The organism is Pseudomonas sp. 2995-1 (genome assembly GCF_002742505.1).
GTDB classification, from domain to species: domain Bacteria; phylum Pseudomonadota; class Gammaproteobacteria; order Pseudomonadales; family Pseudomonadaceae; genus Aquipseudomonas; species Aquipseudomonas sivasensis.
Genome location: NZ_LJSA01000490.1, coordinates 347,426 through 361,665, shown reverse-complemented (window position 1 = coordinate 361,665; position 14,240 = coordinate 347,426). Strand labels below are relative to the sequence as shown.

Genomic DNA, 14,240 nt, shown 5'->3' with positions numbered 1-14,240 from the left:
CAGTGGTTTGGGTTCACACATTTCTATTGGTGAATACATTCAAGTGTGGGAGGGGGCTTGCCCCCGATAGCAGTGGGTCAGCCAAAGATGCATCAACTGACACTCCTTCATCGGGGGCAAGCCCCCTCCCACATTTTTAACCCAGTACACCAGACCCAACTCCGGTCGGCTCCAGAGCCTTCGTTCGGGCACACCGAGCCTAAGCGAGGTGCCAAGTGTTGGGGCACAGACCACTGAAAGTTGTGTAGATACCGATGAGGCCCTCAAACCCAGCGAAGATTAAAGCCCCTCCAACTCCGCCATCAAATCACTCAACCGATCCACCTTCTCCGCGCTGATCTCATTGGCCGCTAATCCCTCGATGTACTCGGCCAATTGCGACACCGTGCTGCACTCGAACATCGCCCGCAGTGGCACATCGCGCTGCAAGGTCTTCTGCACCCGTGAGGCAATCTGCGTGGCCAGCAACGAGTGCCCGCCCAGTTCGAAGAAGTTGTCTTCTACGCCCACGCGCTCGACCTTGAGCACCTCGGCCCAGATCGCGGCCAAGGTGGTTTCCAGTTCGTTGCGCGGTGCCAGGTAATCCTGGCTGTGCAACTGGCCGATTTCCAGTTCCGGCAAGGCCTTGCGGTCGAGTTTGCCGTTGGCGTTGAGCGGCAGGCGGTCGAGCCATAGCCAGTGCAGCGGAACCATGTATTCCGGCAGCTCGGCGCGCAGGTGTTGCTTGATGCGGTCCAGGCGCTCGCTTGGGTTGAGGGTTTCATCAGCGGCCACCAGATAACCCACCAGATGCTTGCCGTTGACGCCTTCCTGCACACCCACCGCTGCATCGCGAACTTGCGGTTGCTCGTGCAGGCGCGCTTCGATTTCACCCAGTTCGATTCGGTAGCCGCGAATCTTCACCTGATGGTCGATACGTCCGACGTACTCCAAGACACCATCGCTGCGCCGACGCGCCAGGTCGCCGGTGCGATACAGGCGCTCGCCCGGTGCGCCGAACGGGTTCGGCACAAACACTTGAGCGGTGCGCAACGGATCGCTGACATAGCCACGCCCCACCCCCGTGCCGGCTACACATAACTCGCCGACAGCCCCTTGGGGCACCAACTCCAGCGCGCCATCCAGCAGGTACAGGCGGTTGTTGTCAGTCGGCGTGCCGATCGGCAGATAGGTGCCACGGGTCGATGCCAAATCAACGCGGAAGAACGCCACGTCATCGGAGCATTCCGCAGGGCCATAAGCGTTCACCAAACCGATCTGCGGGTAACGCAGCAACCATTGGTGCGCCAGTTCCGGCGGCATCGCCTCACCGGTGGGCAGCATCCAGCGCAGGCCGTCGAGGCTGATGCGGTCCTGGGCCAGCATGCCCTGGATCAGCGACGGTACGCTCTCCAGCACGGTAATGCCTTGTGCCTCAACGTGAGCCAGCAAACCTTGGGGATCGTGGGCGATGGTGTTCGGCACGATGTCCACCCGCGCGCCGAACAGCGGCGCGGCGAGGAATTGCCACACGGAAATGTCGAAACTTTGCGACGCGGTTTGCGCGATCACGTCCGCCGCGCTCATGTCCAGGTACGGCAGTTTGCTCAGTTGGTTATTGAGCATGCCGCGCTGCTCGACCATCACGCCTTTGGGCAAGCCCGTGGAGCCCGAGGTGTAGATCACATAGGCGAGGTTGTCCGGGCCACTGTAGATGCCTGGGTTCTCACCACGAGCCGGCACTTCTTCCCACACCAGCAACTGGCAGTCAAAACCGTCGAGCAACTCAATGGCCTGCTCGCGGCAAGCCTCGGTGCACACCAGCAACGGCGTACGGCTCATGTCGATGATGCGGCTCAAGCGCTGGCTTGGCAGGCCCGGGTCCAGCGGCAGGTAACCCGCACCGGCCTTGAAGCTGCCGATGATCATGCCCAGCAGGTCGAGGTTACGCTCGGCCAGCAAGGCCACCGGTTGATCCAGGCCGACACCCGCCGCGATCAATGCATGGCCCAAGCCGTTGCTGCGGCGGTTGAGTTCGTCATAGGTCCACTGCTGTTCCAGGTAACTGGCGGCGATCCGCTGCGGATGCTCGCTCACTTGCGCTTCGAACAGCTCGATATAGCTTCGGTCCAGCGGATAGGCGTGTGCGCTCTGGTTGCAGCCTTCAACCAGGAATTCACGCTCCTGTTCGCCAATCAACGGCAGGTCGGCCATGTCGCCATGGAACCCCTGCACCAGCGCCAACAGCAGGCGCTTGAACTCGCCGAGCATGTTTTGCACGGTGGTTTCGTCGAAGTAACGCTGGTCGTAAGACAGGTGCAAGCCCAGGTCATCGCCGGGGTAGCACACGGCGGTCAGCGGGAAGTTAGTGTGGGTGCGGCCGGAATCCGAGGTGGCATTCAAGCTTTGTGCACGGTCCAGCACCGAGGTTTCCACCGGGGCGTTTTCGAACACGAAAAGGCTGTCGAACAGCGGTTGGCCTTTAGGCAATTCGCTGTGTTCCTGGATGGTCACCAATGGCAGGTATTCGTACTCGCGCAATTGCATGTTGCTGTCGAGCAAGCCGCTCAACCACTGACGCACGCTGCAACGTTGACCGTCTTCCGGCAGCTTTACCCGCAGCGCGATGCTGTTGATAAACAGGCCGACGGTGCGTTGCATCTCCGGCATTTCCACCGGACGCCCGGCCACGGTGACGCCGAACAACACGTCGCGATCGCCGCTCAAGCGGCGCAGCACCAGGGCCCATGCCGCCTGGGCAAAGGTGTTGACGGTGAGTTGGTGGGCCTGTGCCAGTTCACGCAGTTGCGTGCCATCGCGGGCATCAAGACGGGTGTAGCAGTCGCCCACCACCATGCCGCCGCTGTGGCCCGCATGTTCGCGCAGGAAAGGGCGGTCGCTCGGGATCGGCGTGGTGCGCTCAAAGCCTTGCAGGTTCTGTTGCCACCACTGGCGCGCCTCATTCAGGTTCTGACGTTGCAGCCAGGCGATGTAGTCGCGATAACGCGGCGCCGCGGCCAACTGCGCGTCGTGGCCTTCGCCTAGGGCCATGTAGATCTCGAAAAAGTCATTCATCAGCAGCGAACGGCACCACGCATCGATAAGGATGTGGTGGTTGCTCATCATGAACCAGTAGCGTGCTTCGCCGACGCGGATCAGACGCAGGTGGAACGGCGCCTGGTTGAGCAGATCGAAGCCGGCTTCACGCTCGGCCTTGAGCAGCGCTTGCAGACGCGGCTCTTGCTCAGCCTCGGGATCGTTGCTCCAGTCCAGGTATTCAATCGGCGTGCTGCCGGGTTTGTGGATCACTTGCAGCATGTCTTCGCCAACGTTCCAGCAGAACGAGGCACGCAAGGCTTCATGACGGGCGATCACCGCTTGCCAGGCCTGGGCGAAACGCTCAGGGTCCAGGGCACTGTTGATGCGGTAGCGGTCCTGCATGTAGTACAGACCGGTGCCCGGCTCCAGCAAAGTGTGAAGCAACAGGCCCTCTTGCATCGGAGTCAGCGGGTACACGTCTTCGATGACACTGGCCGGGACCGGCAAGCTGTCGAGTTGCGGCTGGGTCAATTTCGCCAGGGGGAAGTCGGACGGCGTGAGGCCACCGGCATCATCCTTGAGGCAATGGGCGATCAAGCTGTACAGCTCGGCGACGTAGGCCTCGGCCAACTCGCGGATGGTGTTTGCATCGTGGCGCTCACGGCTGAAGGTCCAGCGCAGCACCAGCTCACCGCCATACACCTGGCTGTCGACGCTCAGGGCGTTGGGCAGCGGCGCATCCGGGTCATGGGCCAGGCCCGCCGACTCATCCAGCGGGTGGAACAGCGCCTCGCTGCCGAAGCTCTGATCGAACTGGCCGAGGTAGTTGAAGGTGATGTCGGCGGTTGGCAGCGCGGCCATGGCCTGCTTGCACAGGTCGTCCGCCAGGTAGCGCAGCACGCCATAGCCCAACCCTTTGTGGGGTACCGCCCGCAGTTGCTCCTTGATCGCCTTGATCGAGGCGCCCTGCCCGGCCGCTTCTTCGATTTGCACGGGCGTCAGGCGCAGTGGATAGGCACTGGTGAACCAGCCGACACTGCGGGTCAGGTCGATCTCATCGAACAGGGTTTCGCGGCCATGGCCTTCCAGTTGGATCAGCGCCGAGTCATGCCCGCTCCAGCGGCACAACACGCGGGCCAAGGCGGTCAGCAACAGGTCATTGACCTGGGTGCGGTATGCGCTTGGGGCTTGTTGCAGCAACTGACGGGTGTGTTCGGCATCCAGGCGCACGCTGACCGTGTCGGCATCGCGATTGCGCAACGTGCCCTGTGCACGGTCCACCGGCAACGCCACCGTCGGGCCCGCCAAGTGGTCCTGCCACACGCTCAATTCTTCACGCAGGGATTCGCTGCTGGCATAAGCCTGCAAGCGCGCGGCCCAGTCACGCAAGGCGCTGGTCTTGGCCGGCAGGCTGACGGACTCGCCCTCGCTCAGTTGGCGATACACATTCTGCAGGTCTTCGAGCAACACACGCCACGACACGCCGTCCACCACTAGGTGATGAATCGCGATCAGCAGGCGTTGCTGGCCTTCGGGGCCATCCACCAGCAAGGCGCGCAGCAGCGGGCCGTGTTCAAGGTCGAGGCTGCGTTGGGTGTCGGTGAACAAAGCGGTGCACTGGGCCATATCGCGCACTTGCGCCTGCATCAGCACGCCGCCCTGGGGCACGGTCAAATGTTCGGCATGCCATTGCGCATTGCGCCGCGTGAAGCTCAGGCGCAAGGCGTCGTGGTGCTCCAGCACCGCCAGCAGCGCTTGCTCCAGGCGATGGGGTTCGAGCAATTGCAGCGGCTTGAGGACCAACGCCTGGTTCCAGTGCTGACGCGCCGGAATGTCGGTGTCAAAGAACCAATGCTGGATCGGCGTGAGGCCCGAGCTGCCAGTGAGTACGCCCTGCTCCGCCGTGACCTGCTCGGAGCGCGTGGCCACAGCGGCCAGGGTTTGCACCGTCTGGTGCTGGAACAGGTCGCGGGGGCTGAAATGAATTCCTGCCTGCCGCGCACGGCTGACCACCTGGATCGACAGGATGGAGTCGCCGCCCAGTTCAAAGAAATTATCGTCCAGGCCGACTTGCTGCACGTTCAACACCGCGCACCAGATCGCGGCCAAGGTGCTTTCCAGTTCGTTGCGCGGGGCTACGTACTGTTGGCGATTGGCCTCGGGGTCCGGTTGCGGCAAGGCACGGCGGTCGAGCTTGCCGTTGGCGGTCAACGGCATGCTGTCGAGCACGATCAGGTGCGCGGGCACCATGTAGTCCGGCAGTTGCGCCTTGAGATGCGCCTTCAGCGCCTCGCGCAATGGGCCGTGCTCTGCGTCGCTGACCAGGTACGCCACGAGCTGTTTGCCGCTTGGCGAATCCAGCGCCAGCACCACCGCTTCGCGCACAGCTTCGTGCTCCAGCAGGCGGGTTTCGATCTCGCCCAGCTCGATGCGGAAACCACGGATTTTCACTTGATGGTCGATACGCCCCAGGTACTCCACCAGACCATCGGCGCGTTGGCGCACCAGGTCGCCGGTGCGATACAGGCGGCCACCATTGGCGGCAAACGGATCGGCGACAAAACGCTCCGCCGTCATGCCCGGGCGCTCGTGGTAACCCTGGGCCAGGCCCGCGCCGCCGACATACAACTCGCCGGTCGCGCCTTGGGGCACCAAGGCCAGGTCGGCGTCGAGAATGTAGGCCACACGGTCGCCGATAATGCGGCCGATCGGCACGCTGCCGGCGCCCTCCTCCAAGTGCTCCGGCGCCAGGCTGGCCAAAGGCATCACTACGGTTTCAGTCGGGCCATAGGCGTTGAAGAACACCTCTGGCTGGAAGGCTGCGCGAATGCGCTGCAGGTGTTCGCCGGTCAGGGCTTCACCGCCGGTGATGCACATGCGCACGGGCAGGGTCTGGTGTTGAGTCGCCAGCCACTGCGCCAACTGGCTGCCATAGCTTGGGGTGAAGCCGAGGATATTGATGCGATGGGTGCGGATCAGCCCACAGATTTCCTCCGCATCCCATTGGCCTTGGGCCCGCAAAACCACCTGCGCGCCACTGAGCAACGGCACCAGCAAACGCTCGGTGGCGGCGTCGAAGTTGATCGAATAGAAATGCAGCTCGCAGTCGTCCGGGCGCATGCCGAAACGCTCGATCACAGCCTGGCAATGCATGGCGATTTCGCCGTGGGACACCACCACGCCTTTCGGTTTGCCGGTGGAGCCGGAGGTGTAGATCAGGTACGCCTGGTGTTGTGGCAGGCTGATAAATGGCAGCTCATCGGCCGGGTAATTCACCAGCACTGGCGAGTCGTCTTCCAGGCACCAGCACGCCACCGAGGCCGGCAGTTCACCCAGGGCTTCGAACATCGCCGCGTCGCTGAGCAACAGGCCGATGCCGCTGTCTTCGATCATGTAGTGGAGGCGGTCCAGCGGGTATTCCGGGTCCAGCGGTACATAGGCGCCGCCGGCCTTAAGGATCGCCAGCAGGCCAATGACCATTTCCAGGGAGCGTGGCAGCGCCAAGCCGACTCGCACCTGCGGGCCGACGCCGCGTTCGCGCAGCATCCAGGCCAGGCGATTGGCGCGTGCATTGAGTTCCGCGTAAGTGAGGGTTACGCCGGCAAAGGTCAGCGCCGGAGCCTGCGCACGCATTTGCGCCTGCTGGCTGAACAGCTGATGAATGCACTGGTCGAGACGATGCAAACCGGCCTCGACGCCCAGGCTGTCCTGCAATGCGCGTTGTTCGGTGGCGGTCAGCAGCGGCAGTTCGCTGAGGCGTTGATCGGGGTCTGCAATCAACGCTTCCAGCAGGTTGCGCCAATGTTCAGCCATGCGCGCAATGCGCGGTTCGTCAAACAGATCAGTGCTGTAAGTCAGGCAGCAACCCAGGCGATGGTCGAGGTCGGTCACTTCCAGGTTGAGGTCGAACTTGGTCGCGCGAGCATCGTTGGCCAGGTATTCGACGGTCATGCCGGCCAGTTGACGGCTCTGCTGGAATTCCCAGCGCTGCACGTTGCACATCACCTGGAACAACGGGTTGTACGCGGCGCTGCGCGGAGGTTGCAGGGCTTCTACCAGATGGTCGAACGGCAGGTCCTGGTGGGATTGGCCCTCGATCACGGTGTGGCGTACTTGCTCGAACAACTCGCCGACATTCATCTGACCATTGAGCTGGCAACGCAGCACCTGGGTATTGAGGAATGCGCCGATCAGCCCTTCGCTTTCCGGGCGAATACGGTTGGCCACGGGGGCGCCGATGCGCAGGTCGGTCTGGCCGCTGTAGCGGTAGAGCAACACGGCCAGGGTCGCGGTCATGGTCATGAACAGCGTGAGGCCGCGTTCGGCATTGAAGGCACGCACGCGGGCAGCCAACGCGTCGCTCAGATCGAAGCGGTACAGCTCGCCCTGGTGGCTTTGTACCGGTGGTCGTGGGCGGTCGCCGGGCAGTTCCAGCAAGGGGTGTTCGGTGCCCAGTTGCGCGGTCCAGTAATCCAACTGGCGTTGACGCTCGCCGGACTCCAGCCACTGACGCTGCCACACGCTGTAGTCGAGGTATTGCACCGACAACGGCGACAGTGGCGACAGACGCTCGTCGATAAAGGCTTCGTACAGCGCGCTGAGTTCACGGGCAAAGATGTCCATGGCCCAGCCTTCAGTGACGATGTGGTGCAGGGTCAGCACCAAGTAGTGTTCCTGCTCGCCGGCCTTGACCAGGCACGCGCGCAGCAACGGGCCGGTTTCCAGGTTGAACGGCGTATGGGCCTCGTGATCAGCCAACTGCTGCAAGCGCTGCTCGCGCTCGGTTTCATTCAGCGCCGAAATATCCTGCCAGTCCATGCGCACGCCGGTCTGCGGCGAGACCTTTTGATAGGCCACGCCGTCGACACTGGGGAACGTGGTGCGCAGGGTTTCGTGGCGCATGATCAAGGCCTGCAACGCCGCCTCGAAACGCCCCACATCCAGCACGCCCCGCAGTCGCGCCATGCCACCGACGTTGTAGGCCGGGCTGTCCGGCTCCATCTGCCAGAGGAACCACATGCGCTGCTGGGAATAGGACAGCGGCACCGGTTGGCTGCGGTCAACTTTGGCAATCGCGGTTTGCTGGTTGCGCTGGCCCGAGGCCTGGATCAGGCCGACTTGCTCGGCAAACGCGCCCAGTTCACTGGCTTCAAACAAGGTACGCAGCGGCAGCTCAACGTCACAGGCCTGGCGGGTGCGGGAGATGATTTGCGTGGCCAGCAATGAGTGGCCGCCGAGGGCGAAGAAGTCATCGCGCAGGCCGATTTGCGGCAGGCCGAGCACTTCGCGCCAGATTGCGGCGATCTGCTGTTGCAACGGGGTTTCGGGTTCAATGTGTTCGCGGGTTTGCCACACCGGCTCCGGCAATGCGCGGCGGTCCAGCTTACCGCTGGGGCTCAGGGGCATGGCGTCCAGGCGCATCAGTTGCGCAGGCACCATGTACTCGGGCAGCTCGGCGGCCAGGGCGGCTTTCACGTCCTGTTCGTCCAGCGCTCTGCTTGCGGTGTAGTAGCCGATCAGTGTGGCATTGCGCACCAGCACAACGGCCTGGGCGATACCGTCCAGCGCCAGCAGGCGCGCTTCGATTTCTTCAGGCTCCACGCGGAAGCCGCGCAGCTTGACCTGCTGATCGAGACGCCCCAGGTATTCGAGCACGCTGTCAGCATTCCAGCGCACACGGTCGCCAGTGCGATACAGGCGCGCACCCGCCTCGCCCAGCGGGTCGGCGATAAACCGTTCGGCGGTCAAACCGGCACGCCCCAGATACCCCCGCGCCAGGCCGATGCCACCGATGCACAGTTCGCCCGGCACACCGGCCGGCAACAGGTTGAGGTGATCGTCCAATACGCGGCAGATCACATTGCCCAGCGGTCGGCCAATCGGCGAGCGCTCGCCATCTTCAGCGGTGCAGTGCCAGTGGGTGACGTTGATCGTGGTCTCGGTCGGGCCATAGCGGTTGTGCAACTGCACCGCCGGCAACTGAGCCAAGACGCGGTTGCGCAGTTCGGCTGGTAACGCCTCACCGCCGGAGAACAGGCGACGCAGGCTGGTGCATTCGGGTACCAGCGGCTCGTCGATGAACAGCTGCAACAGCGGCGGCACAAAGTGCAGGGTGGTCACGCCATGTTCCTGCACCAACTGCGCGATGCGGTGCGGGTCGCGATGTTCGCCAGGGCCGGCCAGCACCAGGCGGCAGCCGGTGATTAACGGCCAGAAGCATTCCCACACCGACACGTCGAAACTGATCGGTGCCTTTTGCATCAGCACGTCGGTGTCGTTCAGTTGGTAAGTGGCCTGCATCCACTGCAAGCGCTCGGCCAGGGCCCCATGGGTGTTGCCCACGCCTTTGGGCTGGCCGGTGGAACCGGAGGTGTAGATCACGTAGGCGAGGTTGTCGCCGTGCAGGTGCAGGCCAGGCGCCTGGTTCGGCCAGCTTTCCAGATGCAGGCTGTCCATGGCGATGACACACACGCCGTCAGCGCTCGGCAGTTTTTCCAACACTGCGGTCTGGGTCAGCAGCAGTTGCACGCCACTGTCCTTGAGCATGTAGGCCAGGCGCTCGGCGGGGTAATCCGGGTCCAGCGGCACGTAGGCGCCACCGGCCTTGATGATCGCCAGCAGGCCGATCAGCAGTTGCGGCGAACGCTCGGCGGCGATAGCCACGCACACGTCCGGGCCCACGCCTTTGTCGCGCAGGTAATGGGCCAGGCGGTTGGCTTGGGCATGCAGTTGGGCGAAGGTCAGGCTGCCGTCCTGCCAGACCAACGCGGTGTTGTCCGAAGTCTGCTGATTGAGCAGCTCGGGCAACCATTGCTGGGCGGGCGCGCACGGCGCTTGGCTCCACGGTTGCTGTTCGTCCGTTTGCAGCAAACGCAGGTCGCCGAGGGCTTGCTGGGGTTGCTCGCAGATGGCGTGCAGCAGGTTGATGAAGTGCTCGGCGAGGCGCTGGATGGTTGCGCCTTCAAACACTTCATCGGCGTAGTCGAACGCCAGGCTCAGGCGGCCGTTGCGGTCTTCTTCGGTATGCAGTTGCAGGTCGAACTTGGCTTCGCGGCTGTGCCACGGCAGCTCATCGGCGAGCATGCCCGGCAGGCGGCGCAACGCGCTGAGGTCGCGTTGCTGGTGGTTGAACATCACCTGGAACAAGCCCTGCTCGCGGGCCTGAGGAAAGGCTTCCAGCAGTTGCTCGAAGGGCAGGTCCTGATGGGCTTGGGCACCCAGTGCGGTCTCGCGGGTGGCGGCCAATAGCTGGTTGAAAGGCAGGCGCCCGTCCAGTTCGGTGCGCAGCACCAGGGTGTTGATGAAAAAGCCGATCAGGCCTTGGGTTTCCTGGCGCGGGCGGTTGGCATTGGGCACGCCGATGCGGATATCGCGCTGGCCGCTGTAGCGATAGAGCAAGGTCTGGAACGCCGCCAGCAACAGCATGAATGGCGTGGACTCATTGGCCTGGGCGGTCTGGCGAATCGCTTCGCTGAGGCCGACGCTCAGACGCACGCTATGGCGCGAAGCACTGCGGATGTGCTGCACGGAGCGCGGATGGTCGGTGGCCAGGCTCAGGGTCGGGTGCTCGTCCCCCAGTTGGTTTTTCCAGTACGCCAGTTGGCGCTGACCTTCACCTTCGGCCAGCCATTGACGTTGCCAACTGCCGTAGTCGGCGTATTGCAGGGCCAGGGCCGGCAGTTCCAGGGATTGTCCCTGGGAGGCCGCGGCATAGAGGCGCGAGAACTCGTCGATAAGGATGTTGAGCGACCAACCATCGGCAATGATGTGATGCAGCGTCACCAGCAGTTGATGGTCTTCGTCGTCCAGGCGCACCAGTGTCACCCACAGCAGCGGGCCTTTTTCCAGATCAAATTGAGTGCGTGCTTCGTCTTCGCGGATCTGCTGCGCGCGGGTTTCGCGCTCGGCAGCGGGCAGGTCGCTGAGGTCGATGACTTGCAGGTCGAACGCCACGTTGGCTTCAACACGCTGGAAGGCCTGGTCGTTGCGCTCGTAGAAGCGAGTGCGCAGGGCTTCGTGGCGCTGGATCAGGTGCTGGAAACTCAGGCGCACTGCGTCTTCGTCCAGCTCGCCACGCAGGCGCAAGCCGCCGGGAATGGTGTAGGCGCTGCTCTGAGGGTCCAGTTGCCAGGTGATCCACAGCCGATTCTGGGCCAGGGACTGAGGCAGTTCGTCCTGGCGTGACAAGGCATGAATTGCACCTTGGGCCACGCCGCCGTCCTGCTGCAATTGCGCAACATTGGCGGCAAACGTCGACAGGGTCGGCGCCTCGAACAGCATGCGCAGGTTCAGCTCCAGGCCGAGGGTTTCACGCAGGCGTGCGACCACTTGGGTAGCGGTGATGGAGTTACCGCCGAGCAGGAAGAAGTGATCGTCGGCAGCAACGGTCGCGACCTGCAACTGTTCGCACCAGATCGCCGCGATCTGCTGTTGCAGTTCGGATTCCAGCGCAGCATCGCCCGCCAGTCCTTGCAGATCGGGGAACTGCGCATAGCTGTCGAGGCTGCCGTCGGCGTGACGCAGCGCGCAGGCCGCACGCTGCACCTTGCCGCTGGAGGTCTTGGGCAATGCGCCGGGGTTGAGCAACACCACCACACTCGGCGCTTCTTGGTAGGCTTCGGCCACGGCTTGGCGGATGGCTTTGATCAACGCCTCGGGCGGCAGGATTTTCTGCACGCTGCGGCTGATTTCAGCGGCGATGCCGATGCCTTCCAGGCCCTGGTCATTCACCGCAAACGCCGCAACCCGGCCTTTGCGCACCACTTCCACTTCGCGCTCGATAGTCTGCTCGATGTCTTGCGGGTAGAGGTTATGACCGCGCACGATCAACAGGTCTTTCAGGCGGCCGGTGATGTACACCTCACCAAAGCGAATAAAGCCCAGGTCGCCGGTGCGCAGCCAGGTCCGCCCGGCATGCTGGACGAAGGTCTTGGCTGTGGCTTCGGGGTTGCGCCAGTAGCCGTGGGCGATGCTCGGACCGGTGGCCCAGAGTTCGCCGACGCGGTTGTCGGGCAGCTCATTCAAGGTGTGGGGATCGACGATCAGCACCGCGTGTTCCGGCTGGCTGGTGCCGCAACTCATAATCGCACTGCCCTGCCCCGGTTCGGCGCGGTTGGCGGCCAGCGCCGTCTCGTCGACGCGCAGCGCCGGGATGCCCTGACCCCGGGTGCCGCCAGCGACAAACAGCGTGGCCTCGGCCAGGCCGTAGGACGCAAAGAAATTGTCTGAGCTAAAACCACAGGCGGCGAATTTCTCGGCGAAGCGGTCCAGGGTGTCGAGCCGGATCGGCTCGGAGCCGGAATAGGCCACGCGCCACGTGCTCAGGTCCAGGCGTTCCAGGGCTGACTCACTGACCCGTTCACTGCACAGCCGGTAGGCGAAATCCGGGCCGCCGCTGATGGTGCCGCCGTATTGGCTGATCGCTTCCAGCCAGCGCAATGGCCGGCCAAGGAAGTACGCAGGCGACATCAGCACGCACGGCACGCCACTGAAGATCGGTTGCAACAGGCCGCCGATCAGACCCATGTCGTGGTACAGCGGTAGCCAGCTGACAATCACGTCGTCGGGGTTGAGGTCGATGCCAAAGCCACGGCGGATCAGCACTTCGTTGGCCACCAGATTGCCGTGGCTGACTTGCACGCCTTTGGGCAGCGCTGTGGAGCCGGAGGTGTATTGCAGGAACGCGATGTCGTCGGGCTGTAGGTCGGGGGCGATCCAGGCATCAGCCACTGGCGCATCGAGGGTATCGACACTCAACACCGGCGGCGCATTTTCGATCTGTGCCAGGCCATCGGCAAGACTGGCAATGGTCAGCAGCAGGCGCGGTTCGGCGTCGCTGATGATCGACAGCAAACGCTCTTGGTGATGACGGCGGGTGGACTCCGGCGGGTAGGCCGGCACTGCGATCACCCCGGCGTACAGGCAGCCAAAAAACGCCGCGACGTAATCCGGACCGCTGGGGAACAACAGCACTGCGCGGTCGCCCAGCGCGGCATTGGCCTGCAGGGCGCTGGCAATGGTGCGGGCGCGCTGGTCGAGGTCGCGATAACTGAGCACAACGCTGTGCTCGGCGGACTCGGCGAGGAAGCGCAGAGCCACCTGGTCCGGGGTCTGCGCGGCGCGACGTTGAAGGGACTGGACCAGGGTGCGGGGAAGTTCGAAGGCGTCCATCATGGGGTTCCTGCCTGAAATCGGCTTACGGGAAATTCGGAAATTGAGTAGCTATCAGCCGGCGACCAACTGCCGCGCCGCGCCATTGCGCCAGCGGGCCAGGTGTTCGTCGGCGTAGCGCCGCAGGCAGCGCAATACGGTGCTTTCGTGCTGCATGAGGAAGAAGTGGTGGCCATCGAACATATCGAGGGAAAAGCCGCTGGCGGCATCGAGTTGCCAGTCGAGCAATTGGTCGGCGCGTACGCTGTCCTGCTTGCCACCGAATACATGGATCGGCATGCCCAGCGGCTCACGCTCGCCGTAGGTGAAGCTGCCGCACAGCAGGAAGTCAGCGCGCAGGATCGGCAGCATCAGTTGCATCAATTCGGGGTTGGCCAGGGCCGCTTCGGCGGTGCCCTTCAGTTCGCGCAGACGGGCGATCAGTTGCTCATCGGTCTTTTCGATGGCGTATTCGCTGACATCGCGACGCGCCGGGCCGGCAGTGCCGGAAGCGAACAGCGCCAGCGGCGCAGGGACGTTGCGTGCGTTTAACGCATGGGCCAATTCAAAGGCGAGCAGGCCGCCGAGGCTGTGGCCGAACAACGCGTAGGGGCCGCTCAACTCGTGGCAGATTTCGTCCGCCAGTTGCGCAGCCAAGGCCTTGATATCGCGCTGCAAGGGCTCGTCCATGCGCATGCCACGACCGGGTAATTCCAGCGGGCATACCTGCAGCCACTCGGGCAACACCCGACGCCAACGTGCATAGACCATGGCGCTGGCGCCCGAATAGGGCAGGCAGAACAGGCGCAGTCGGGTCGGCGCGCTCATCGCTCGAAGACCCCAAACTGAAACACGCTGTATGCACGATAAAAACCCATTTCGTCCTCCTGCGGGTGCTGATCCTTGGCCGCCTGACTAACGGACCTTTCACCCAGAAGAACGGACGGCACCGGCAAATAATTAGTCGCCGGGCATGAGCGAGACGTGGTTCACGCCGAACAAGAAAGCATAAGATTAGTTCGTCTTCTCATTTGACAATCATTATCATTCAGCCTAATTTGTTGCCCGATGTG

General features: G+C 63.3%; 2 protein-coding genes. Both read right to left on the bottom strand.

Annotation, left to right across the window (positions count from 1 at the left end; genetic code table 11):
- Positions 1-279: 279 nt before the first annotated feature.
- Entirely contained in the window at positions 280-13,191 is a 12,912-nt protein-coding gene (locus AOA61_RS26240) for a non-ribosomal peptide synthetase (protein ID WP_099603034.1), read from the bottom strand.
- A gap of 51 nt (positions 13,192-13,242) precedes the next feature.
- Positions 13,243-13,995, bottom strand: a complete 753-nt coding sequence (locus AOA61_RS26235) for a thioesterase II family protein (protein WP_099603033.1) — start codon at positions 13,993-13,995, stop codon at positions 13,243-13,245.
- Between the last annotated feature and the right edge of the window lie 245 nt (positions 13,996-14,240).

Coding starts and splice junctions, on each gene's coding strand:
- AOA61_RS26240 (WP_099603034.1), bottom strand. CDS start 13,191: ATGATGGACGCCTTCGAACTTCCCCGCACCCTGGTCCAGTCCCTTCAA.
- AOA61_RS26235 (WP_099603033.1), bottom strand. CDS start 13,995: ATGAGCGCGCCGACCCGACTGCGCCTGTTCTGCCTGCCCTATTCGGGC.